Source organism: Actinophytocola sp., assembly GCF_036378875.1.
Classification (GTDB): domain Bacteria; phylum Actinomycetota; class Actinomycetes; order Mycobacteriales; family Pseudonocardiaceae; genus Actinophytocola.
This window is the reverse complement of sequence record NZ_DASUVO010000063.1, coordinates 1-22820: the sequence shown is the minus strand read 5'-3', so window position 1 is coordinate 22820 and position 22820 is coordinate 1. Positions and strand designations below refer to the sequence as shown.

At 69.5% G+C, this 22820-nt stretch carries 24 protein-coding genes; 14 read left to right on the top strand and 10 right to left on the bottom strand.

Annotated elements, in window-relative coordinates; translation table 11 throughout:
• Window positions 1-3 precede the first annotated feature (3 nt).
• Entirely contained in the window at window positions 4-1314 is a 1311-nt protein-coding gene (locus tag VF106_RS18210; RefSeq protein ID WP_330840933.1) for an SLC13 family permease, read from the bottom strand.
• A 102-nt stretch (window positions 1315-1416) separates the two neighbouring features.
• Between VF106_RS18210 and VF106_RS18205 the strand changes: the two genes are divergently transcribed.
• From VF106_RS18205 to VF106_RS18180, 6 genes are all read left to right on the top strand, one after another.
• A complete protein-coding gene (locus tag VF106_RS18205) occupies window positions 1417-2577 on the top strand; it encodes a pyridoxal-phosphate-dependent aminotransferase family protein (RefSeq protein ID WP_330840932.1) in 1161 nt (386 codons plus the stop codon).
• On the top strand, window positions 2574-5393 hold the full coding sequence (locus VF106_RS18200; RefSeq protein ID WP_330840931.1) for an FAD-binding and (Fe-S)-binding domain-containing protein: 2820 nt from the start codon (window positions 2574-2576) through the stop codon (window positions 5391-5393). Before VF106_RS18205 ends, VF106_RS18200 begins: the two co-directional genes overlap by 4 nt.
• An 18-nt stretch (window positions 5394-5411) precedes the next feature.
• A complete protein-coding gene (locus VF106_RS18195; RefSeq protein WP_330840930.1) occupies window positions 5412-6479 on the top strand; it encodes a serine hydrolase domain-containing protein in 1068 nt (355 codons plus the stop codon).
• Between the two features lie 182 nt (window positions 6480-6661).
• The gene (locus VF106_RS18190) at window positions 6662-7495 is read left to right on the top strand and encodes a hypothetical protein (protein ID WP_330840929.1); all 834 of its coding nucleotides are present in this window, start codon (window positions 6662-6664) and stop codon (window positions 7493-7495) included.
• 74 nt (window positions 7496-7569) lie between these two features.
• Window positions 7570-7833 (top strand): hypothetical protein, encoded by a 264-nt coding sequence (locus VF106_RS18185; RefSeq protein ID WP_330840928.1) that lies wholly within the window; start codon window positions 7570-7572, stop codon window positions 7831-7833.
• Entirely contained in the window at window positions 7830-8315 is a 486-nt protein-coding gene (locus tag VF106_RS18180) for a hypothetical protein (protein ID WP_330840927.1), read from the top strand. The genes VF106_RS18185 and VF106_RS18180 overlap by 4 nt, the downstream gene beginning before the upstream one ends.
• A 77-nt stretch (window positions 8316-8392) precedes the next feature.
• Here the strand turns inward: VF106_RS18180 and VF106_RS18175 are convergent, their stop codons facing one another.
• Window positions 8393-8680, bottom strand: a complete 288-nt coding sequence (locus tag VF106_RS18175) for a CPCC family cysteine-rich protein (RefSeq protein WP_330840926.1) — start codon at window positions 8678-8680, stop codon at window positions 8393-8395.
• A 164-nt stretch (window positions 8681-8844) separates the two neighbouring features.
• Between VF106_RS18175 and VF106_RS18170 the strand changes: the two genes are divergently transcribed.
• The 5 genes from VF106_RS18170 to VF106_RS18150 all read left to right on the top strand — a co-directional run bounded on the left by VF106_RS18170 (window position 8845) and on the right by VF106_RS18150 (window position 13841).
• On the top strand, window positions 8845-11664 hold the full coding sequence (locus VF106_RS18170; RefSeq protein ID WP_330840925.1) for a glycosyl hydrolase family 95 catalytic domain-containing protein: 2820 nt from the start codon (window positions 8845-8847) through the stop codon (window positions 11662-11664).
• A gap of 88 nt (window positions 11665-11752) precedes the next feature.
• Window positions 11753-12208, top strand: coding sequence for a hypothetical protein (locus tag VF106_RS18165; protein WP_330840923.1), 456 nt, complete (start codon window positions 11753-11755; stop codon window positions 12206-12208).
• Window positions 12205-12750 (top strand): SigE family RNA polymerase sigma factor, encoded by a 546-nt coding sequence (locus tag VF106_RS18160; RefSeq protein ID WP_330840922.1) that lies wholly within the window; start codon window positions 12205-12207, stop codon window positions 12748-12750. Before VF106_RS18165 ends, VF106_RS18160 begins: the two co-directional genes overlap by 4 nt.
• Window positions 12740-13135, top strand: a complete 396-nt coding sequence (locus VF106_RS18155) for a hypothetical protein (RefSeq protein WP_330840920.1) — start codon at window positions 12740-12742, stop codon at window positions 13133-13135. The genes VF106_RS18160 and VF106_RS18155 overlap by 11 nt, the downstream gene beginning before the upstream one ends.
• 19 nt (window positions 13136-13154) lie before the next feature.
• Window positions 13155-13841, top strand: coding sequence for an RsmE family RNA methyltransferase (locus VF106_RS18150; protein ID WP_330840919.1), 687 nt, complete (start codon window positions 13155-13157; stop codon window positions 13839-13841).
• On the opposite strand, the gene VF106_RS18145 is transcribed toward VF106_RS18150, so the two are convergent.
• The 6 genes from VF106_RS18145 to VF106_RS18120 form a co-directional block, all read right to left on the bottom strand.
• Entirely contained in the window at window positions 13838-14422 is a 585-nt protein-coding gene (locus VF106_RS18145) for an LURP-one-related family protein (RefSeq protein ID WP_330840918.1), read from the bottom strand. The two genes, VF106_RS18150 and VF106_RS18145, sit on opposite strands and share 4 nt — an antisense overlap.
• Window positions 14423-14528: 106 nt before the next feature.
• Complete coding sequence (locus tag VF106_RS18140) at window positions 14529-15377, bottom strand: hypothetical protein (protein WP_330840917.1); 849 nt, start codon at window positions 15375-15377, stop codon at window positions 14529-14531.
• Window positions 15378-15401: 24 nt separating this feature from the next.
• A complete protein-coding gene (locus tag VF106_RS18135; RefSeq protein WP_330840916.1) occupies window positions 15402-16928 on the bottom strand; it encodes a serine/threonine-protein kinase in 1527 nt (508 codons plus the stop codon).
• A gap of 88 nt (window positions 16929-17016) precedes the next feature.
• Window positions 17017-17292: a YggT family protein gene (locus tag VF106_RS18130; protein ID WP_330840915.1), complete on the bottom strand. Its 276-nt coding sequence runs from the start codon at window positions 17290-17292 to the stop codon at window positions 17017-17019.
• A gap of 69 nt (window positions 17293-17361) precedes the next feature.
• Window positions 17362-17568 (bottom strand): hypothetical protein, encoded by a 207-nt coding sequence (locus tag VF106_RS18125; protein WP_330840914.1) that lies wholly within the window; start codon window positions 17566-17568, stop codon window positions 17362-17364.
• 21 nt (window positions 17569-17589) lie between these two features.
• Entirely contained in the window at window positions 17590-19557 is a 1968-nt protein-coding gene (locus VF106_RS18120) for a HelD family protein (protein WP_330840913.1), read from the bottom strand.
• A gap of 96 nt (window positions 19558-19653) precedes the next feature.
• On the opposite strand from VF106_RS18120, the gene VF106_RS18115 reads away from it, so the two are divergent.
• Window positions 19654-20004, top strand: a complete 351-nt coding sequence (locus VF106_RS18115; protein ID WP_330840912.1) for a hypothetical protein — start codon at window positions 19654-19656, stop codon at window positions 20002-20004.
• 71 nt (window positions 20005-20075) lie between these two features.
• Window positions 20076-20672, top strand: a complete 597-nt coding sequence (locus tag VF106_RS18110; protein WP_330840911.1) for a DUF305 domain-containing protein — start codon at window positions 20076-20078, stop codon at window positions 20670-20672.
• 59 nt (window positions 20673-20731) lie between these two features.
• Here the strand turns inward: VF106_RS18110 and VF106_RS18105 are convergent, their stop codons facing one another.
• Complete coding sequence (locus VF106_RS18105) at window positions 20732-21550, bottom strand: endonuclease/exonuclease/phosphatase family protein (RefSeq protein WP_330840910.1); 819 nt, start codon at window positions 21548-21550, stop codon at window positions 20732-20734.
• A 24-nt stretch (window positions 21551-21574) separates the two neighbouring features.
• Here VF106_RS18105 and VF106_RS18100 point away from each other — a divergent pair, with 24 nt between their 5' ends.
• Complete coding sequence (locus tag VF106_RS18100) at window positions 21575-22189, top strand: mycothiol-dependent nitroreductase Rv2466c family protein (protein ID WP_330840909.1); 615 nt, start codon at window positions 21575-21577, stop codon at window positions 22187-22189.
• A 4-nt stretch (window positions 22190-22193) separates the two neighbouring features.
• Here VF106_RS18100 and VF106_RS18095 read toward each other — a convergent pair whose 3' ends face one another.
• Complete coding sequence (locus VF106_RS18095; protein ID WP_330840908.1) at window positions 22194-22676, bottom strand: hypothetical protein; 483 nt, start codon at window positions 22674-22676, stop codon at window positions 22194-22196.
• Window positions 22677-22820 lie beyond the last annotated feature (144 nt).

The following is a 22820-nucleotide window of genomic DNA, read 5'->3' as shown; positions in this document are numbered from 1 at the left end:
CGCTCACAACCAGCCGGGCGCGACGAAGATCGCCCAGGACAGCGCAGGCGCCACGATGATCATCGAAAGGCCCCACGTCATCAGCCCCCGGAACACCCGGTCCCGCACCTCGGGGCCGCTGCTCGCCACGACCAGCGCGCCGCTGGTGGAGAACGGCGAGGAGTCGACGACCGACGACGAGATGGCCAGCGCGATGATCAGCCCGACCGCGCCGACGTCACCGGCCTGCAGGAACGGCACGGCGAGGGGGATCAGCGCGCCCAGGATGCCCGTGGTGGAGGCGAACGCCGACACCGCCCCGCCGATCAGGCAGATCACGAACGCGGCGAGCAACGGGACGCCGATGTTGGCGACGCTGTCGCCGAGCATGTCGATGGTGCCGATCTGCTGCATGATCCCGACATAGGTCACCACGCCGCAGATGAGCAGCACGGTCGGCCACGCCACCTGACCGACGCTGTCCTTGCAGTCCTTCGGGAAGAGGATGCAGATCACGGTGGCGATGGAGAGCGCCAGCAGGCCGACGTCGATGTCGAAGACCAGCGCACCGGCGACGAGCGTGAGCAGGCCGGCGAGCGTGGAGATCCGTTGCGCGTTCAGGGTCACTACCCGGTCCTCGACTCGCGTCTCGGTGGCGACGGACGCGCCGCCGCCCCCACCGGGAGGCTCCTCGTCCACGGTGGACGGTCCGGCGGGGTCCACACGCCGGTTGAGCAGTTCCCTGCCGCCGAACATGACGAAGACCACGACGCTGAGCAACGCGTTGAACAGGAACGAACACAGCCACAGCAGTCCGGGGTTGCTCGCCAGGCTCTCGCGTTCGACGACGCCGTTGGTGATGACGCCGAACACGCCGATCGGCGAGAAGCCACCCGCGCTGGCGCCGTTGATGATGAGCAGTCCCATCAGGAGCGGGTTGATGCGGTGCCTGGCCGCGAAGCTCAACCCGATCGGCGCCATGATCGCGACCGCGCCGGGCACGACCGCGCCGACCGTCGTGAGCACGCTGGTGACCGCGAACATCACCCATGGGATGAACGCGATCCGGCCGCCCACCGCCTTCACTCCGATGTGGACGAGCCAGTCGACGGTGCCGTTGCCCTTGGCGATGGCGAACAGCAGCGTCACCCCGACGAGCACGACGAACAGGTCACCGGGGAAGCCGGCGAAAAGGTCGTCCTCGCTGACGTCGAACACGAGTGTGCCGAGTGCGAACGCGCCGAGAAACGCGATGGCCCCCATGTTCACCGAACGCAACGTGGCGAGCAGAACGATGAGGACGAGTCCGACGATCGAGATTATCTGCATGGTCATGGCGACTCCCGAGACCGCGACGGCTCGTGCAGGACAGGAGCCAAATATGGCTTAGCTCACAAGTGACGTCAATAGCTTTCCACAACCGACAGGAGTTTGGCGATGCCATACCCGGCCGGACGGCATTTCCTGCAAATTCCCGGTCCGACGAATGTGCCGGACCGGGTGCTGCGGGCGATTTCCGCCCCGACGATCGACCACAGAGGACCGGATTTCGCCGCGCTCACCCGGGAGGTGCTCGCCGCGCTGAAACCGGTGTTCGGCACGAGTGGGCCGGTCGTCACCTATCCGTCGTCGGGAACCGGGGCGTGGGAGGCCGCGCTCGTCAACACGTTGAGTCCCGGGGACCGGGTGCTGGCGTTCGAGACCGGTCACTTCGCGACGCTGTGGCGGGACCTTGCCGGCAACCTCGGGCTGGACGTGGACTTCGTGCCCGGCGACTGGCGGCACGGCGTCGACCCGTCGGTCGTGGCCGAGAGACTGGCGGCGGATCCCGGGATCAAGGCCGTGTGCGTCGTGCACAACGAGACGTCGACCGGTGCCACCAGCCGGATTCCCGAGATCCGGCAGGCCATAGACGACGCGGGACACCCGGCGCTGTTGCTCGTGGACACCGTCTCGTCGCTCGGCTCGGTCGACTACCGGCACGACGAGTGGGGTGTGGACGTCACCGTCTCGTGTTCCCAGAAGGGTTTGCTCCTCCCACCGGGGCTCGGGTTCAACGCGGTGAGCGAGAAGGCGTTGCGTGCCGCGGAAAGCGCGACGTTCCCGCGCGCGTACTGGGACTGGCGGCCGATCCTCGCGGCGAACGAGCGCGGCTTCTTCCCCTACACACCACCGACGAACCTGCTGTACGGCCTGCGCGAGAGCCTGGCGTTGCACAACGAGGAGGGTCTGGCGAACGTGTTCGCACGCCACCGCCGGCACGGCGAGGCCACCAGGGCGGCTGTCCGGGCGTGGGGGCTGGAAGTGCTGTGCCTCGACGAACGTGAGCACTCGCCGGTGCTCACCGCGGTCCTGGTGCCGGAGGAGCACGACGCCGACAAGATCCGCGCGCTCATCCTCGACCGGTTCAACATGTCGCTCGGCACCGGGCTCGGCCGGCTCGCAGGGCGGGTGTTCCGCATCGGACACCTTGGTCACTTCAACGACGTGTCACTGGCTGGCACGCTCTCCGGTGTCCAGATGGGACTGTCGCTCGCCGGCGTGCCGGTCGATCCCGGCGGTGTCAACGCCGCGCTCAGGGTGCTGGAGAACACATGAGCCTGGTCGACCAGTTGCAACGGGACGTCGCCGGCGAGGTCATGGCCGACGACCACACCCGGGCGCTGTACGCGCGGGACGCCAGCATGTACGCGATCACCCCGCGCTGCGTAGTGTTCCCGATGGACGCCGACGACGTGGTCGCGTGCGTCGCGGCCGCTCGTGACCACGGTGTGCCGGTCGTGCCCCGCGGGGCCGGCACGAGCCTCGCCGGCCAGACCGTCGGGCCCGGCATCGTCCTCGACCTGTCCCGGCACATGAGCCGGATCCTCGAACTCGACCCGGAGGCCAGGACGGCGCTGGTCCAGCCGGGCGTCGTTCAGGACCAGCTGAACCGGGCCGCGGCGAGACACGGGCTGATGTTCGGCCCGGACACCTCGACGAGCAACCGCGCCACGATCGGCGGGATGATCGGCAACAACTCCGCCGGCAGCGGCTCGGTGCGTTACGGCATGACCATCGACCACGTCCGCGAGCTGGACGTGGTGCTGTCCGACGCCTCGACAGCCCACTTCGCGCCAGGCCATAGTGAGTCCGCTGTGGACAGTCTGGTCGCCCGGCTCCACCGGGAGCTGCCGAGGCTCGTGGCGGACAACCGGGACGCCATCGCCACCGGGTTCCCGGAGTTCTGGCGCCGTGCCGGCGGGTACCGGCTGGACCGCCTGGCGGAGAGCTTCGACCTCGCGAAGTTCGTCGTCGGCTCCGAGGGCACCCTGGTGATCGCGACCACCGCGCTGGTCGACCTCGTCCCCAAGCCGAGGCACACGGTCATCGCCGTCGGACACTTCACGTCCACACAGGCGGCGATCGAGGCGACCGAGGACGCGCTCACGTGCGACCCCGCCGCGGTCGAGCTGATGGACCGCACGATCCTCGACCTGTCCCGGCAGAAACACGAGTACGCCGCGCTCGGCACGATCCTGCACGGCGACCCGGACGCGCTGCTGTTCGTGAGCTTCACCGGCGACGACGAGAAGGAGCTTGCCGGCCAGCTGAGCACGCTCACATCGTTGTGGCGCAAGCACAACCACGGCTACCACACCCTCGAGGCGGTCACGCCGGTACAGCAGGGCTCGCTGTTGAAGGTCCGCAAGTCCGGGCTCGGGCTGCTCATGGCGGCCAGTGTGGGCGCGCGCCGGCCGCTCGCGTTCGTCGAGGACACCGCGGTCGACCCGAAGCACCTGCCCGAGTACACGGCGAAGTTCGCGAAGATCCTCGACCGGCACGGGCTGCGGGCTGGCTTCTACGGGCACTGTTCGGTGGGCTGCCTGCACGTCCGCCCGTTCGTGGACCTGACCGAGCCGGACGGGGTGGCGACCATGCGGGCGGTCGCCGAGGAGATCAAGGACCTGGTGCGCTCCTACGGCGGCGTGAACTCCAGCGAGCACGGCGACGGCCTGGCCCGCAGCGAGTTCAACCGTGAGCTGTTCGGCGACGAGCTGTACGAGGCGATGCGCCGGGTGAAGGGCCTGTTCGACCCGACCGGCGTGCTGAACCCCGGCAAGATCGTCGACGCGCCCGCGATGACCGAGCACCTCCGCGATCCCGCGCTGCCGCCTGCGACGCCGTTCCGGACGCAGCTGTCGTTCGAGGTCGTCGGCGGCATGCGGGGCGCGGCCGACCGGTGCATGAACATCGGGCTGTGCCGCAAGCACGACACCGGGGTGATGTGCCCGTCGTACATGGCGACCCGCGCGGAGGAGGATTCGACCAGGGGCCGGGCGAACGCGCTCGTGCACGCGCTGTCCCAACCAGACCCGCAGGCCGCGCTCGGCGACGACCGGCTGCACGAGGTGCTCGATCTGTGCCTGATGTGCAAGGCGTGCAAGAGCGAGTGCCCGCTTGGCGTCGACATGGCGAAGCTGAAGAGCGAGGCACTGCACCAACGCCACGTTCGTCACGGGGTGCCGCTACGGTCCCGGATCTTCGGCGCCATCCGCGCGGTCAACCGCCTCGGCTCGGCGACCGCGCCGCTGTCGAACCGCCTCGGCTTCGTGCGCCGCCTGGTCGGCATCACCCCGAAGCGGCCGATGCCACGCTTCCAGCGACGCAACCTGGCCGCGTGGTTCCGCCGCCGCCCGGTCGCGCCCGGCAACCGCGGCGCGGTGACGTTCCTCGCCGACTCGTTCACCACCTACACGGAGCCGGCGGTCGGCCAGGCCGCGATCGAGCTGCTGGAGCGGGCCGGCTACCGGGTGACCCTCGCGGCGGACGGCTGCTGCGGCCGGTCGAACCTGTCGAAGGGTCTGCTGGACGACGCCCGTCGCCAGGTGGGCGCACTGGTGTCGCAGCTGTCGGACGGCACGGATCCGATCGTGGGCTGTGAACCGTCGTGCGTGCTGTCGTTGCGCGACGAGACGCTGGCACTGCTGCCGGACGACCCGCGGGCCCGCGGGGTCGCGGACCGGGTCCGGCAGGTGGAGGAGCTGCTCACCGAGGCCATCGACGCGGGTGACCTGACACTGTCCGCTGAGGCGTGGGTGGCGGGCCGCCGCATCCTGTACCACGGGCACTGCCACCAGAAGGCCGACGTGGGCACCGCGGCGACGCTGGCGATGCTGCGCCGCATTCCCGGCGCGACCGTCGAGGAGGTGGACGCGGGCTGCTGCGGCATGGCCGGCTCGTTCGGCTTCGAGGCCGAGCACTACGACGTGTCGATGACCGTCGGCGAGGACCGGCTGTTCCCGGCCGTCCGCGCGGAGCCCGAGGACACCATCGTCGCCGCGACGGGCGTGTCGTGCCGGCAACAGATCACGCACGGCACTGGCCGCCGCCCTCTCCACCCGGTGGAGCTGATTCGAGCGGCGGTGCGGTAGACGGGCGACAATCATGGGATGAAGCTGGGGCTTTTCCTCGCGATCGCGTCGCTGTTGTTCGCGTGCACACCAGCACCGGTCGCCGCTGCCGACCCGTTGACCGAGTACCTGGAACAAGCGGTGCGGGCCAAGCGTTTCCGCGGCGCGGTCGAGGTGCGACGAGGCGATGAGGTGGTGCTGCGAAGGGGTTTCGGCCAGGCCGACCTCCGCGATGAGACCCCGAACCGCCCGGACACGAGGTTCCGGGTCGCCTCGGTGACCAAGCAGTTCACCGCGCTGGCCGTACTCCTGTTGCAGGAACAGAACAAACTCCGGGTCACCGACCCGGTGTGCACGCATCTGCCGGCGTGCCCGCCGCACTGGCAACCGATCACCATCGAGCACCTGCTCACCCACACCAGCGGCCTGCACGACTACGCGGACGTGATGCAGGAGGACCTCCACCAGTTCTATCGGGACGTCGGCAGCCAGCCCTCCCCCGAGCGGTTGATCCAGACCTTCGCCGACCGGCCGCTGGACTTCTCACCCGGTGCGGGGTTGGCGTACAGCAACTCCGGGTACGTCGTGCTGGGCCAGCTGGTCGAGCGGGTGTCCGGCGAGAGCTACGGCGACTTCCTGCGCCGCGAGATCCTGGACCCGCTGGGCATGTCCGACACGGGCTACGCACCGGGGCGTGCGGCCGGCCGGGACGCCGCGGGATACGAAAACTGGACCACCCCGGCAGCCGCGTTCGACGACTCGGTGTTCTTCTCATCGGGCGGCCTGACCTCGACGGTGACCGATCTCGGTCGCTGGCAACAGTTCCTGCTGACCGGCGAGCCGGCGATCTGCGAGCCGGAGACGCTGGCCGAGTTGCTACTACCGCGGGTCGCGGAGGGGACGACCAGGTGGTACGGCTACGGCATCGAGTCGACCGGCAGCTCAACGACCGAGATCGACGGCTACTTCCACTCGGGCAGCATCCCGGGCTTCTCGTCGTACGTCGAGGTGCGGCCGAAGGGCGACCTCACCGTCGCGCTGGCCGCCAACATGGAACTCGACGCCCACACGTTCGGCCGTGACCTGGTTCGGCTCGCCTCGCGCTGAGCAAGTCCTGACGCGATTCATCGACACCTATTCGTAGCCGACCGGCAGGCGGATTGGTCGGTCTTTGAATCTCTTTCGGTGAGTTGACGCACACGTTTTTTCGCGAACCGATTCCCGGGGTCGACTCGTGTGTTGGGCGAGTTCGGAAGAGCCGAACCACAACAGTCTCCCGGAGGGGAACCATGTCCCGCATATCAGTCGCATCCTGTGCCGCTCTCGCCGTCGCCGGTGCGGTGTTGCTGTCCGCCTGTGGTGGCACCGACTCCGCCGACACCGCCGCCACCACGTCGTCGAACCTGTCGCTGCTGGCCGGCACAGCCAGGGCGAACAACGCGAAGCCCGACACGGGCGACTGGGCGAAGGGGTCCGACGGCACGGTCAACACGGCCAGGTCGACGGTGGCGCAGCGGTGGGTGCAACTCGAGGCGGCCAAGGCCGGAGAACTGGACCCGGTGGTCGTCAACGGCGCCGGCCTGACGCTGTACCGATTCGACGACGACAGCGCGAACCCGTCCATTTCCACCTGCAATGGTGACTGCGCGAAGAAATGGCCACCGGTAACCGTGGCGAAGGGCGGACGAATCTTTGTCGAGGGCGTGAAGAAATCCGCTGTGGGGGTGGTGAAGCGCGACGATGGCCGCCTTCAGGTGACGATCGGCGGTTGGCCGGTCTACCGTTTCTCGGGCGATGCCGAGCCCGGTGACACCAACGGCCAGGGCGTGGGTGGCACGTGGTTCGGCGTCACGCCGGACGGCCAGAAGGCCGGCACGCGGAAGGCGACCAGCGCGGTCCTGTTCGACGAGGCCGACTTCGCCGACCCGGCACAGGGGGTGGCCGGCAGCGGCTGCCAGAACGTCGCACGCCCGGACGTGACCACGTCGGTCTCCGCGTCGGGCTCGCTCAAGCTGTGGTCGGAGAAGAACTGCAAGGGCAGGTCGCTCGTGGTCGACGGGGACGTCGAGGACCTCGCGGCTCTCGACTTCGACGACACGGTCGCCTCCGTCTTCTTCGGCTGACACCAAACCGCACCACCTGGTCGCCCCGAAGTACCCCGTGGAGGAGATCAACCGGGGCGGCATCGGGAGTGGCCATGTGGTGGCGAAGGAGAACAAGAACGCTGTCGTGGACGGCACCGTGCCGCGACGAGTCGGGTCGGCGGACCCGGCTCGTCGTGGCACCCGTCGGTGACGGCAAGGTAGTGCTCATCGTGCCGCGCGGCGGCGTGGCCGTACTGACCATGCTGGCGGTCGGCGAACTGCGGTCCGCACTGCGGAACGCGGCACTCGCACTGGCCGATCCGACGCAGAACCCGGACCGGCAGTACGAGATCGAGATCCACCGGGCGACGGCATGAACATGTCGAGAGGCGCGGCCGAACGGCTGGGCTACAACCTGTACGACATGGGTTTCCACCCAGTGCCGGACATCGACGACGACGGCCGCCTGACCGGCGTCCGCATGTGGCGACAGCGGCCGGGCGTGCTGGAGTACATCTCGCTCCGACCGTCCGGCCTGGCCACCGCCGGCCGGGTGGTGGCCGAGTACGACTACCGGCGCCCCTTCGACCACGGACCGGTGCTGGAGACGCGGCGCGGGTACGTGCTCAACACACTGCAGTGGCTGCTTTCCGACATGGACCTGCAAAGCACGCAACCGATTCCGGCAGCCCCCACGGATGCCGAGAAGGCCCGGCACGCGGCCCGCGCCCTGCCCCGGCACACACCACCGTGGGAGGACCCACACCGCCTGATGGCCGGCAAACCGTGGGAGACGACCCGCGAGTGCACAGGCCATTCACACGAGACCGAAGACGCGGAAGCCGCCCCGACGGACTGAGATCACGGTTACGAAGGCGTCCTCGCCACGATCCGTACTCCGGGTGGGTTCGTCGCAACCGGTGACTCGGCGGCGCGTCACTGGTCGAGTCTGGTCCACGTGCCCCGGCGTTCGGCCGGATGTGGTTCGCGCACGGCGTGGCGGAACTCCTCTTCGCAGGCGCCGAGAGCCGCGTAGTTGCGGCGTGCCTGCGCGAGTGTCAGATCCCCGTTCGGCCCACCTACCCGGTCGAGGTCGTCGCTGCCGTCGTCCTCCCAGAAACAAACCGGGCAGATGACGTAGTCGCCGCGCTTGGCGAGGGTGCGGTGCCGGCAACACGGACAGGAGACCCGCCGTCCCCGCCTTCTTCTTCTGCCGCTGCCCACACCGTCATGATGCACCCGACCGGTCGGCGGCTTGGGCCTTGACCTCGGCACCACCGGTTGCAATGATCGGATGTATTCAGCGCGCCTCCGTTCGACTACTACACGTGTATCGCGAATGATCGTCCATACATCCGATCTCTACTCCCTGAACCAAGGAGTGTTTCATGGAGTTGTCGCGTCGTGGCTTTATCGGCAGTGTGGTGGGCGGGGTCGCCGCCGGTGCGCTGCCCGCGACTGTCGCCGCTGAGCCGCACGGCCGGGCCCGGTTGGACAACCGCATGCGGTCCGACCGGGAGTGGGCGCGGTTCCTGGCCGGGCAGGATCTCGTCTGGAAGCGGGTGCCGCGCACCTGGTACGAAGGACCCTTCCTGGGCAACGGCTTCCTCGGTTCGATGGTCTACCAGGAACCCGGCCGCAACGCGCTGCGGTTCACCGTGCACCACAGCGAGGTGCAGGACCACCGGCCGCGGTTCGGCAACGAGTGGGGAGTGGCCCGGCTGCCGGTCGGCAATCTCGCGCTCGAGCCGGTCGGGCAGATCACCGGGGCGGACCTACGCCTCGACCTCTGGCACGCCGAACTGCGCGGCACAATCACCACCGACCGGGGCCGGATACACCTGACCGCGTTCGTCGAAAGTGGACGGTCGGTGTTGGCGATCACCATTCGGCCCAGCGATGGTGAGCGGGGCGCACAGCTGACGTTCACGCCGTCGGCGGCGCTGAGCCCTCGGACCATCCGCGAGGACCCGCCCGCCAACTTCCCGCTGAACCCCGATCCGGTGACCACCACCGAGAACAGTGTCACCCGGGTCGTCCAGCCCATGGTCGCCGGTGGGCAGACCGCGACCGCGTACACCCGAAGAGGCAACACGCTCTACCTCACCGTTGCCCACAGCTTCCCGGAAACGACCGCCGAGCAACGGGTTCTGGACACCATCGGCCAGGCGCCGGCGCCACACCGGCTCGCCGAGGAACACCGGGCCTGGTGGCACGCCTTCTACCGCAGGAGTTTCGTGTCCATTCCGGACGGTCTGCTGCAGAGCTTCTACTGGATCCAGCTGTACAAGCTGGCCTCCGCAGCCAGGAAAGAAGCGCCGATCATGGCCACCACCGGGCCATGGCTCGAACCGACGCCGTGGCCGTCGGTGTGGAACAACCTCAACTCACAGCTGGAGTACTGGCCGGTCTACGGCTCGAACCACCTCGAGCTCGACCCGATCCCCCGCTCGCTCCACAGCTACCAGCAGATCCTCGTCGACGCCCTGCGCCCGGAGTACCGGCACGACTCGATGGGTCTGCGGCGCAGCACCGACGCGCAGTTCGACGACGCGGGCTCCGTCGGCTCACCCGAGTTCTCCGCGGATCCGGAGATCGGGAACCTGCCCTGGTTGGTGCACAACGCGTGGTTGACCTACCGGCACTCGATGGACCAGAGCGTACTGCGGGACGTGGTGTTCCCCATCCTGCGCAAGGCGATGAACTACTACCTGCACTTCCTCGCCCCCGGCGCGGACGGCCGCCTACACCTGCCACCCACGTTCTCCCCGGAGTACGGCGCCGCGCCCGACTGCAACTACGACCTCGGGCTGATCCGCTGGAGCTGCCGGACGCTGCTGGACTCCGCCGCCACACTCGGCATCGACGACCCGCTGGCGCCCCGCTGGCAGGAGGTGCTCGACACACTCGTCGACTATCCCGTCGACGCCAACGGATTCATGGTCGGCACCGGAGTGCCGTTCGCCAAGTCGCACCGGCACTACTCGCACATGCTCGCGGTCTACCCGCTGTACCAGGTCACACCGGAGACGGACAGGGAGCTGATCGAGCGGTCCCTGCAGCACTGGATCAGCTTCGAGGGCGCGTTGCGCGGCTACAGCTTCACGGGCGCGTCGTCGATCTCCTCGGTGCTCGGCAAAGGCGACGACGCCCGGCACTACCTGCGCGAGTTCGTCGCCCGCTTCGCCCAGCCCAACACGCACTACTACGAGGCCGGGCCGGTCATCGAGACGCCGCTGTCCGGTGCGCAGTCGATCCACGACATGCTCTGCCAGAGCTGGGGTGGCGTGATCCGGATCTTCCCTGCCGTGCCGAGCACGTGGCAGGACGTGACGCTGCACGACTTCCGCACCGAGGGCGCGTTCCTCGTCAGCGCGGTGCGCCGGCACGCCAGGACGTCGTTCGTGCGGATCCGCAGCCTCGCCGGGGAGCCCTGCCGGGTGCGGCCGGGGATCGCGGGCCGGCTCACCGTGCGCGCGCTGTCCGGGCCGGAACCGCGCTGGCACGAGGCCGACGGCGTCGTGGAGATCGACCTCGGGCGCGGGCACGAGGTGGTGATCCACGCCGCCGGCACCCGTCCCGACCTGGTCATCGCGCCGGTGCTGGTGCGTGAACCCGCCCCGCCGTGGGGTCTCCAACCGCTGCCGCCATCGGGCGCGGCGACACAGGTGCCGCTCGACGGCTACTTCGACAACGACGGCGTCACCAGCGAGTTCTTCATGGGTGACGGCGACTTCGACGGCGCGGGCAACACGTATCCGGCGGCCGCGTTGCCGCAGACCGGTGGCGTGACCGACGACGACATCCCGTTCCTGTTCACGAACGGCGTCGAGGGCACGAAGAACAACGTCACCGCCGCTGGACAGACCATCGACGTGCCGGCGGGCGACTACGCGCGGCTGCACCTCCTCGGCGCCAGCAACGGCGGTAACGCGAACACGACCATGACCGCCCGGTACGCCGACGGGTCGACCGCGACCGTGCCGCTCCAGCTCACCGACTGGAAGGCGGGCCCGGCGTTCGGGGAGACGGAGGCCGTCCGCACGCCGCAGTTCCACTCCAGGACCGGCGCGAAGGACGTCAAGGTGGCGATCTTCCACCAGGTCGTTGACGTGGACCCGGCACGCCAACTGGTGGCGCTCACGCTCCCGACCATGACCACGCCTCGGGCACACGTGTTCGCGCTCACACTCGAAAAACCCACCTAAGATCAATGCAACCCGACGGGCGACCAGGCGCATGACTAACGTGGAGCGCCGCCGAACCGCGGCGGCGCAGCAACCCAAGGAACGTTGAATGCGCAAACGTAAGTTGCTCGTGGCGGGCATCGCCGCCGGCGCGCTGGCCATCGGCACGCCGGTGGCTGCCTTGGCGATGTCGGGCGGCGGCGACACGACACCGCCCGCCGGCACCTCGGACCGGACCAACACTCCGGGCCAACCGCCGGTCAACTCACAGAACCCGTCAGGCAACGTCCCGCAGCCCGCCCCGGGCCAACCGCCGGTCGACTCGCAGAACCCGCCGGACAACGCCCCAGTGCCCGCCCCGGGCCGGCCGCCGGGCAACGTTCCAGTGCCCGCTCCGGGCCAACCGCCGGGCAACGCCCCAGTGCCCGCCCCAGGCCGACCGCCGGTCAACTCACAGACCCCGCCAGGCCACCTCGAACCGCCCGCGCCGGGTAAAGGCCCCGACCACGGTGTCCCGCCGACGGACGCCCCCGGCGTAGGCAACGGAGTACCAGCCGGCAAGTGAGCAACGAACGCTCGTCGTTCGACGGGGAGTTCAGCGAGTATTTCGCAGCGCGGGCGCACGCGCTGCGAAATACCGCGCACCTGTTGTGCGGCGACTGGCATCGAGCCGAGGACATCACGCAGTTGGCGATGCTGCGCCTGTACGTCGCGTGGCCGAGGCTCGCGAGACGGGACGCCCTCGACGCGTACGCGCGTCGCGTCGTGGTGCGTACCTTCCTCGCCGAGAACCGGCGCAGCCGGTGGCGGCGTGAGCAGCTCACCGACGCCCCACCGGACACCGCCGCCACGGCGCGCGGAGACAGCGCGGAACGGTTGCTGCTGCTCCGCGCGCTGGCCGGCGTGCCGCCGAAACAGCGGGCGGTGCTCGTGCTGCGCTACTGGAACGACCTGAGCGTCGAGGAGGTCGCCGCCGCGCTGCGGTGCTCGACCGGCACGGTCAAGAGCCAGGCCGCTCGGGCGCTGGCGACACTGCGGCAACGACTCGGCCCGCACTACGCCGAGCTGTCCACGATCAGCGACGGAGGTGATCCCCGTGTCCGATGACGACATCCGCGCGTTGTTCCACCGCGTGGACGCCGGTCCACCGCTCGGCATCGACCCGAGGGCCATCATGGCCCGCGGCCGGCGCGTCCGCACGCGCCGCACCGGTCTCGCGATCGGGGGCAGCGTCCTGGGCGTCGCAGTGGCCGCCGTGGCGATCGGCCTGTCGCTCGGCGGCGATCCCCGGTCACCGGATCTCGACCAGCCGGCCGAGAAACCCACCACGTCGACGACTTCCACGACGACGTCCACGAGCGTGGCCCCCGTTCCGCCGGGAGCCGACTCGGGGTCACCGCCCGGCAACGGCCCCGGCAACGGCAGCAGTCCGCCCGACAACAACGTCCCTCAACCGGGCCCGGGCATGGAGCCGCCGGCGGACAACGACTGAACGGTCATAGCCTGTTCCGGTGCGCCCGCCGCTCTTCCTCGTCAGCCACGTGCCGACCACGTTGCCGGACGGGGAGTTCCGCCTGTCCGGCCTGCGTGGCAGTCGCGCGACCCGAGCGCAGGAGTTGGGGCCCGGCGACGAGATCGTCCTGGGCGACGGTCAGGGCGGCACAGCGACCGCGGTGGTCACCTCGGTCGGCCGCGGTCACCTCGATCTCAAGGTGGACGCTGCCACGCTGACTCCCCAGCCGCACACCACGATCAACGTGATCCAGGGCGTGACCTCAGCGGACCCGGACGAGTTGGCCGTCGCCGAGCTGACCGCCCTTGGCGCGAGCGAGATCTCGGTACTGGCGCGGCCCAGCGTGGCGGCCGCACTCCCGGCGACGCTCTGGAAACACTGGCAGAAGGTCGCGCGGGAGGCGGCGGAGCGCTCGGGACGCCCGTGGCTGCCGAGGATCGAGTTCGTGTACACCCACGAACGCCTGCAACGCCGCCTCGACTGGGGCGACGGCGGGTTCCTGCTCGACCCGTCCGCCGACACCACCGCGTCTACTGTGGACTTCTCGGGGAGGACGCTCCTGATCGCGGACGACCCCACACCGGACCTCGACGGCTGGCTGCGACGAGTCCGTCTCGACGAGCACCCGAGGAACGCGCGTGACGCGGCGGTGGCGGCCATGACGATCCTGGCCGCCCGCGGTTAGCGCGACTGCAACGCGTCGAGCGCGACGGCCTGTGCGAGCACCAGCCGCCGGTCCATGGCGGGGTCGTCGATGCGCACCACGTAGTGGTCCCGGAAACGGGTCTTCTTGTCCATACCGCCGATGGCGACACCGTCCCGCACGAAGTCGAAGTGGTACTTCCACGGGAACGGCAGGTCGCCGACCCACGGGATGAAGTCCCAGATCCGGCGGAACAGCGCCATGACCATGCTGCGCTCACTGATGACGACGGTCGGCTGGCCGGGCTGGTCGAGCTGCCAGGTGGAGCGGAGCAGCGACTTGCCGAACTTCTTGCCGAAGACCCCGATGGTCGTCCCGTCCGGCGCGGTCACGTCGTAGGCGCTGGCGAGGTCGATCACCTTGCGCGCCTTGAACGCGGCAAGCACCCCCTGCTTGCTCTCGTCGGTGTACAGGGTGACCTGTTCCTTGAAGGTCATCCGCTTCTGCTCGACGAACGCGACCCGCGAGCCGGGCTCACCGTTGCCGTCGTCGATGAACACCTCGTAGCGGTTGACCATCATCGTGATCTTCTGGTGCACGTGGAAGCGTGTCACTGAGTCCATGAGAATCCCCCTCGGTTGGCGAGGGCACAGTATGTCACTTCGGACCGTGGATGACCGGACGTCCTGAAGGGCACCTCCGGGACGTTCAGCGCCCCCAGGGGCACCTTCAGGACACCGACCAGGAGCCAGTGCCGCGACGGCGTTCCGTGGCCGCGCGGATCACGGCGTTCAGGTCCTCCGCGGTGACCAGCCGCACCTCTGCGGCGCGGCGGCCCACGGCGAAGCGCACGTTGCGTACCGGTCGGCCCGGCGCGCCGCGGAACGGGTCGTCGTGGGGGCCGAACGCCACCGCGGCGACCTTGCGGATCGCGTCGTCGACCCGTTGGGCTCGTTCGAGGTTCCACGCGTACCCGTGCCAGGCGAGCACCCGTTCGAAGATCTCGCGGTTGGTCGGTGGGCGGGGGTAGTCGTCGGCGCCGGTCAGCCACGGCTCGGCGAGCGCGAGTGCCACGAACCACTCGCGGCCGTGCGGCACGAGGCCCGGGGCGTCCTTGGTGGGCGGGGCCTCCTGGTCCAGCAGTGCGGGCAGCGGGATCGGGCGGGTGGCCGCCGTGTCGGCGCGGACCACGTCGACGACCAGCAGCCGGTCCGCGTGTTCGGCGCCGACCTGCTTGCCACGCAACACGAGCAGCTGGTTCTCGCCCTCGTCGAGCTGTGCGGACATGCGCTCCGTGAGGATGACGCGACGGGCCCCGGCCGGCGCGTCGAGCATGCTGGACAGCTGTGCCTCGGTGCCGCCGTGCCAGCGCAGCAGCACGGTTTCCTCGCCCACGACGATCTCGCCGAGCAGCCGCGAGACGTGCGCGGCGCTGTCCGGCAACGGAAAGGCCGTGACGCGCAGCTGCGTTTCCGGCCGGTCGTCGGGCACACGGGGAGCGCGACCGATGAGCAGCGACTCACCGGATCCGAGCACCACGGCCGGCATGTCCGACCCCCGAACCGTGACCCTCAGCACGTGATCAGCTTAGCCCTCCGCATGTCAGGACGTGACGCGGAAACTTTCTAGAACTGTTTGCAGTTCGGACTGGTTGGCCTGCCAGAGCTGTTCGGTCGCCGTCGGATCGACGGTCTGCGCGGCCAGCGTGAGCAGGTAGGTCCGCCCCGACTTGGTGACGATGGCGTGCAGCAGGTCGTGCACGTCGAGTTGCCCCTCCGGCACGGTGACGTGGTAGGTGGCCTCCAGCTCCGCACGGGTCGCCCCGGTCGGAGCCGCCGTCTCGACGAGCTTGATCCGCTGGTACCGGGAGTAGATGTCGAGAGTGGTGAACTCGGTCTGCTCGAACTCGGTGAGCGTGTCCAGCGCGTTCTTCGGTTGCTCGTCCCACCAGGTGATGTGCACGACGAGGGAGTTCTCCGAGTCGGCGCTGCTGGACCAGTAGACCTCCGAGTCGTAGGAGTCCTTCAGCCAGCCTTTCGGCACGGTGATCGTGAACCCGTCACCGCGGTACCCGGTGAAGCCCGGTGGCGCAGGGACCGTCGCGGTGGTGGACCTCGCGCCCGCGCCGTTCGGGGTGTCGCCGCCCGGACTGAACACGAACCAGGCGGCGGCCGCCACGGCGAGCACGGACGCGGCGACCACCATCGCGAGCCGACGCCCCCGGCGCCGCGTACGCGTCGCGACCGGTTCGGTCACCGGCAACGCGACCAGATCGGTGACCTGCAGCGCGACCGGCACGGTCACGGACGCCTCGAACGGCACGCCGAGCAGCCCGGCGAGAGACGCCGCGGCCTCCTCCGCGCTCGGCCGCGCGTCCGGTTTCTTGTTCAGCAGAGCCGAAAGCAGCGGCCACAGATGCGGCGCCCTCGGGATCGGCGGCGGTTCGTACATGAGCACCGCCGCCAACGTGGACTGTGTGTCGGAGCGCTGGAACGGCGACTCGCCACGCAGTGCGGCGCAGAGCGTGACGCCAAGCGACCACAGATCGGTCGCCGGTGTCGCCGGCTGGCCGTTGATCCGTTCCGGCGCCAGGTACTCCGGCGAGCCGAGCACGGCCCTGCTGTCGGTCAGCGTGACCTCACCGGTCATGGCGGCGATGCCGAAGTCGGTCAGCACCACACGGTCGCCCTCGATCAGGATGTTCGCCGGCTTGACGTCGCGGTGCAGGATGCCGTGCCGGTGCGCGGCCTCGAGGGCACGAAGCACGCGTAACCCGATCTCCGCGACCCGCGGCTCGGGTAACGGCCCCTCGGCCCGGATCACCTGCGCCAGCGAGCGTCCCTCGACCAGCTCCATCACGATCAGCGGGCGGCCGTCGTCCAGGATCACGTCGTGCACGGCGACCACGCCTGGATGCCGCAACCGTGCCGCGGCCTGCGCCTCCCGCAGCACCCGTTGCGCCGAGAGGTCGTCGGGCCCGGCGCCCACCCGCACGTGCAGTTCCTTGACGGCCACGTCACGCCGCAGGAGCTCGTCGTGCGCCCGCCACACCACGCCCATGCCGCCCTGACCGAGCCGCGCGAGCAGCCGGTAACGACCGGCGACGATCCTGACCCCAGGCTCCGCCATGGGAAGAACGTACCGACTGCACGCGACCAGTCACACATGGTCCACGAAACTGGAACACCTCACACGAGGCGGAACGTTTCTCTGGCGCCTACAGGCTGAACGCGACCTGCCGCAGGATGATCGCCGCGATGAAGACCACGGTGAACGCGAGGTCGATCGACAGCCCGCCGGCACGCACCGGCCGCAACACCCGCCGCACGGGCGCGATCACCGGCTCGGTCCCGGCGTGGGTCAACGCCCTGGCCCGACTCGCCCACGGCGGACTGCTGCCGAGCACGCCGACCCAGTCGAGAATCATCCGCGCGATCATCAACAACACGAACAAGGTCAGCACGAACCCGAGCACGAGTCCGACAGCACTCATGACGACCACCTCCGCTTTCACCCCGTCAACGTCCGCGACGGGGCGAAAAGTGTCCGTTGGTCCGAGTTCTCAGCTGACTGTCAGCTCACGCAGCTCCACCGGCGGCAGGCCGGGGTGCACCACGCCCAACCATCTCGTGGCTCTCGTCATCGCGACATACAGGTCGTTGCGACCCAACGGGCCAACCAGAACCGCGGCCGGATCGGCGATCAACACCCCACCGCATCCGAGCCCCCAGACCTCGACCGAGGCCAGCAGCACCACCTTGCCAGACAAAGAGTCCCGCTGGCCCAAACCTCAGCGAGCCATCAGCTCGCGCAGCTCCACCGGCGGTGGGCCGGGGTGCACCACGCCCAACCACCGGGTCGCGCGTGTCATCGCGACATACAGGTCGTTGTGGCCCAGCGGGCCGGCCAGGATCGCGGCGGGGTCGGCGATCAGGACCCCGTCGAACTCGAGGCCCTTGGCCTGGGCCGGGGTCAGCAGCACCACCTTGTCCGTCAGGTCAGGGACCGCCGGCAGGCACAGCGCGGCCGTCAGCGAGGCGGTATGTTCCGCCGGGGCGATGATCGCGAGCTGTCCGTCGGTGTGTGCCGCGGCGAGGTCGGCTACCGCGGCGGGGAGGTCGTCGGCGTGCTGGCGCCACGGCGTTTCGCCGCTGGAGCGCACGGATCGCGGCGGCCGCAGCCCGGGATGGTGCGCGGCGAGGAGGTTCGCGGCGACGGTCATGATCTCGGCCGGGGTGCGGTAGTTGACCGTGAGCTGCACGAGCCGGTCCGGCGAGTCCCGGCGCAGCACGCGGTCCCACGAGGCCGCGCCCGCCGGGCTCCCGGTCTGGGCCAGGTCGCCGACGACCGTCATGGATCTGGTGGGGCACCGGCGAACCAGCATCCGCCAGTCCATTTCGGACAGCTCCTGCGCCTCGTCGACGACGACGTGCCCGAACGTCGGCACGCCCTCCCCGACCAGGACGGCGGCCTCGTCGAGCAGTGGGACGTCCTCGGCGCTCCAGCCTTCGCCGCCGACCACGTCCCGCACGACCTGAGCCGGGGTCAGCGGCGGCCAGATCCCGTCGAGCACGGACTGGACCTCGTCGTCCGCCAGGAGCGTGGCCTTCAGCGCGGCCTTGTCCGTCTCGTCCAGCATGGTCCTGGGGCCCTCGTCGTCGGCGCCGAGGATGACGCCCGCCGTCGCGAGCGCGCGCAGGTCCGCTTCGCTCAGCCGGCCGTCGGCGCTGCCGCCGTCGAGCGCCTCGCCGGTGTCGGTGAGCACGACGGACTCCATGCGGTCGACCAGCTCGCCGGTGAGCGTTGCCACGACCTCCCGCTGGAACACCAGCCTGGCCTGGTTGTGAGGAAGGCCGGCCGCCTTCCGCACGGCGCGGCGGCACGTGTGCGGGTACAGCCGCAACACCTGCTGCTCGAACTCGACCTCCACCGTGTCCTCGGGAAGGTGGACGTGCGCACGCACCGCGTCGGCGAGCTGCGCGGCCATGTCCGCGCGCCCTTTGCGGGCGGCGAGGTCGGGCGGGTCCTCCCGGTCGACCACGACGTCGGGACGCAGGCCGGGGATGGTCGCCGTCACCACGCGGTCCTCACCGAGCCCGGGCAGCACCTGGCCGATGTAGTCGAGGAAGACCTGGCTCGGTCCGATGACGAGAACCCCGCGGGTCCGCAGCTGCTCGTGCGTGTAGAGCAGGTAGGCCACCCGGTGCAGCGCGACGGCCGTCTTGCCGGTGCCCGGCCCGCCCTGCACCACCAGCAGCCCGCGATGGTCGTCGCGGATGATCCGGTCCTGCTCGGCCTGCAGCGTGGTCACGATGTCGCGCATCCGACCGGTCCGCTCGGCGGTCACCGCGGCCAGCAGAGCGGCCTCACCGACGAGCCCGTCCCGAGGCGCGTCGGGATCGAGCAACTCGTCGTCGAGCGCGACGACCGTACGGCCACGCGTGCTGATCCGCCTACGACGCAGAACACCGTGCGGCGCGGCGGCGGTCGCCGTGTAGAACGGCCGGGCCGCCGGCGCGCGCCAGTCCAGCAGCAGTGGTTCGTCCTCCTCGAAGAGCCCCATGCGCCCGATGTAGAGACGCCGTCCGCCGGCCAGGTCCAGCCGCCCGAAGCACAGCCCGTCCTCGACGGCCGCCAGCCGGGCCCGCTCCGCCCGCCACACCGGCGCGTCCCCACGCGCGGCGGCCTCAGCACGCAGGGCGTCCAGCCGCGCGTACAGGCCGTTCAGGTACTCCTGCTCGACTCCCAGTTCGCTCACGTCCCCGAGCCTGCCCGCAAACGTGAGCGAATTGCAGTCTTGTACTTCTTGACAGCCTCAGCCGGTCGGTTTTGGCGGTGCACTACGGTGGCTCGCATGCGAGCGGATCGGGGCGTGCGGTTGCGGCAGTGGTTGCTGCTCGCCGCGCTCGCGTTCGCGTTGGTCGGTATGCACCATGTGCCGTCGGCGCCGTGTGGGCCGCATGTCGAGGTCACGTCGCACACCCTCGAGCAGGAGCAACACTGTCACACGCCGGAAGGCGGGCATGACCTGCTGCATCTCTGCCTGATGGTGCTCGGTGCCGTGGCCGGGGTCCTGCTCGTCTGGCTGTTGCTGGCGATCACCGGCTCCCCGCGCACGCCCACCCGCCGCGTGCGGGCGAGGGCCCGGCCGCGGGGCCTCGCGGGGAGAGCTCTGCTCACGTCCGTCTGTGTGTTGCGCACATAGGCCGTCACTTTCCGTGGCCATCTGGCCACAGATCGCGACGACCTTGTACCGCAACACATTTGAGGATGTTCATGAGGAAGTACCTGACAGTCGCCGCTGCGCTCGTGGCGTTCACCGCCGCCGGCTGTGGTGGCGGTGACGACACCGCGGGGTCGCACGAAAGCATGTCCGCGACCGCCACGGCCACGTCCGAGTCCGCGTCGGCCGAGCACAACGACCAGGACGTCGCCTTCGCGCAGGGCATGATCCCGCACCACCAGCAGGCCGTCGACATGGCGAAGGCGGCTGCGGAGAAGGCCACGAACCCGGCGGTGAAGGCACTCGCCGGCCGCGTGCAGGGCGCGCAGGACCCCGAGATCCAGCGGCTGACCGAGATGCTCGAGTCCTGGGGCGCGCCGACGGAGCCGTCCGGCATGCCCGGCATGGACCACGGCAGCGGCGGCGACGGCATGATGACCGACGACCAGATGGCAGAGCTCGACCAGGCCAGCGGCGCCGAGTTCGACCAGATGTGGCTCCAGATGATGATCGAGCACCATCAGGGCGCGGTGACCATGGCCAAGACCGAGCTGGAGAGCGGCAGCGACGCCGACGCCAAGGCTCTGGCCCAGCAGATCGTCGACGCCCAGGAGGCTGAGATCACCGAGATGCAGGGCATGCTCGCGTAGTTCGAGCGGGGCGGGGAGGGCCCGCCCTCCCCGCCTCTTCGATGCGGTCGGTCAACTGTCTACTGAGGACGGGCGGTTGATGGAGAAGTGAATGTGATCAGCGCCTGTACTGGTAGGTGGTCTGATGGAAACTGGCCGTTCTTCTTGAACGTGTTGACACCAACCGCTTGTACGGTCGCGCCTCGTGTGAGGATCCAGTCGATCCGGTCGCCGTTCATCACCGGTGGTTGGTAGCCGTGGTAGGTCGCGTACTGCGGGGAGCGTTGTTCGGTGGCCGTGACCCAGGTGTCTTTCAGGCCCGCCACCAGTGTTTCGTAGGTGACCGAGTTGCCGGCCGGGGTGTTGAAGTCTCCGGTGAGCACGACCGGTAGGTCCGGGCCGAACGCGTTCACGCGATCGCGGATCAGCAGTGCGCTGCGCCGGCGCGCGTGCTCCGACAGGTGGTCGAAGTGGGTGTTGACGGCGACGAACTCCTTGCCGGTGCGCAGGTCCGCGAACCAGACCCAGGTGGCCATGCGGATCACGTCGTTGCCCCACGTTCTCGAGCCGATCACGTCTGGGGTGTCGGACAGCCAGATGTGGTCGAACTCCAGTGGTTCCAGGCGATGTGTGTCGTAGTGGATCGCGGTGAACTCGTCGCGGCTGCCACCGCCTCGGCCCACGCCGAGCCAGTCGTAGTTGTCGGGTAGGTCGCGCTGGATGTCCTTCAGCTGTGCGTAAAGCCCCTCCTGTGTGCCCAGCACGGTCGGCTGTTCGCGGCGTAGCAGTTCGGCCATGACCGGGCGCCGCTGCGTCCACGAGTTGGGCTTCCTGGTCGAGGCGTAGCGGAGGTTGAACGACATGACGTGCAGGGAGTCGCCTGACGCGGGGCCGATCACGGTTCGCTCCTGTACAACGGTGACGTGGCTACCCCCATGATCGCGGATTTCTGGCTGGATCCATCCTGCCCGTATACCTGGGTGACGTCCCGTTGGCTCGTCGAGGTCGCGTCGGTTCGGCCGGTCACCGTGTGTTGGCGGGTCATGAGCCTGTCGGTGCTGAACGAGGGTCGTGACGACGATCCGGAAGGCGACCCCGAGGGGTACCTGTGGATCCCCGTGCGGGTGTGCGCCGCGGTGTGTGAGGAGTTCGGGCACGACGCGCTCGGCCGGTTCTACGCAGAGCTGTGGAACCGTGCGCACGCCACCGCGGACTGGATGGCCGGTCTGGCCGGCGCGCTGGCGCGGGCCGAGCTGCCCCACAAGCTCGCGGAGGTCGGCCTTTCCACCGCGTACGACGAGGTCGTGCGCGCATCGCATGCCGCGGCCATGGCTGAACTCGGTCCACACATCGGCACGCCGATCATCGCGACGACCACCCCCGCTGGTTCGCGGGTCGCCTTCTTCGGCCCGGTGATCTCGCGGGTGCCGACGGGTGAGCGGGCCGGCGAACTGTGGGACGCGGTGGTGACCGTGGCGGGCACGCCGGGGTTTCACGAGCTCAAGGCCGCCGCCCACGCGGAACCGCACCTCGATTGAGGTATCACACCTTGTCGAGCGGCCGCAGGGGTTGGCCGTGGGGTTCGGCGCCGCGCAGCAACGCGCACAGTTCGTCGGCGAGCTGGCTGGCCTCCTGCGCGTCGACGGCAAGTTGCGACATGCACAGGACCACCGCCAGCGGCACACCGCCCTCGCACACGACGCCGACGCGGATCCCCCACTCACCGACGATGTCGAACGGGTCCGTGGTGACCGCGGCCCGTGCTTCCGCCACGTCACCGCACATCCGGAGCGTGAGCATGCCCGCGCCGTCCACGACCTGCTCTCGGCCGCCGCCGGGGAAGCGGGTCCGCAGTGCTTCGTGCCGGCACACCAAGGCATACACCGCGGCGCTCACGCCGGCCAGATCCACGCCCGGCGGTACCTGCGCGGCTCGGTGCAGGTGACCGACGCCATTCTCGAGGACCACCCGCTGCCCGGCGGTCAGGGGGCCGCGGGCGAACCGCATCCCACCGAAGGTCAACACGGCGGCACCCGAGGGATGACACCGATGATCCTCATCCCGGCAAGATAGCCACCGAAAGTTGCTGATTCAAGTGTCTAAGTCACCCTCGTGGGTGACTTGTCCAAGTCGAACTGTCGGTTCACGACGCTCGGGGCGCCGCACCTG

Excerpts from the sequence above, each read along its gene's own strand:
- VF106_RS18210 (WP_330840933.1), bottom strand. The coding sequence starts at position 1,314 with ATGACCATGCAGATAATCTCGATCGTCGGACTCGTCCTCATCGTTCTG.
- VF106_RS18205 (WP_330840932.1), top strand. The coding sequence starts at position 1,417 with ATGCCATACCCGGCCGGACGGCATTTCCTGCAAATTCCCGGTCCGACG.
- VF106_RS18200 (WP_330840931.1), top strand. The coding sequence starts at position 2,574 with ATGAGCCTGGTCGACCAGTTGCAACGGGACGTCGCCGGCGAGGTCATG.
- VF106_RS18195 (WP_330840930.1), top strand. The coding sequence starts at position 5,412 with ATGAAGCTGGGGCTTTTCCTCGCGATCGCGTCGCTGTTGTTCGCGTGC.
- VF106_RS18190 (WP_330840929.1), top strand. The coding sequence starts at position 6,662 with ATGTCCCGCATATCAGTCGCATCCTGTGCCGCTCTCGCCGTCGCCGGT.
- VF106_RS18185 (WP_330840928.1), top strand. The coding sequence starts at position 7,570 with ATGTGGTGGCGAAGGAGAACAAGAACGCTGTCGTGGACGGCACCGTGC.
- VF106_RS18180 (WP_330840927.1), top strand. The coding sequence starts at position 7,830 with ATGAACATGTCGAGAGGCGCGGCCGAACGGCTGGGCTACAACCTGTAC.
- VF106_RS18170 (WP_330840925.1), top strand. The coding sequence starts at position 8,845 with ATGGAGTTGTCGCGTCGTGGCTTTATCGGCAGTGTGGTGGGCGGGGTC.
- VF106_RS18165 (WP_330840923.1), top strand. The coding sequence starts at position 11,753 with ATGCGCAAACGTAAGTTGCTCGTGGCGGGCATCGCCGCCGGCGCGCTG.
- VF106_RS18145 (WP_330840918.1), bottom strand. The coding sequence starts at position 14,422 with ATGGACTCAGTGACACGCTTCCACGTGCACCAGAAGATCACGATGATG.
- VF106_RS18135 (WP_330840916.1), bottom strand. The coding sequence starts at position 16,928 with ATGGCGGAGCCTGGGGTCAGGATCGTCGCCGGTCGTTACCGGCTGCTC.
- VF106_RS18130 (WP_330840915.1), bottom strand. The coding sequence starts at position 17,292 with ATGAGTGCTGTCGGACTCGTGCTCGGGTTCGTGCTGACCTTGTTCGTG.
- VF106_RS18115 (WP_330840912.1), top strand. The coding sequence starts at position 19,654 with ATGCGAGCGGATCGGGGCGTGCGGTTGCGGCAGTGGTTGCTGCTCGCC.
- VF106_RS18110 (WP_330840911.1), top strand. The coding sequence starts at position 20,076 with ATGAGGAAGTACCTGACAGTCGCCGCTGCGCTCGTGGCGTTCACCGCC.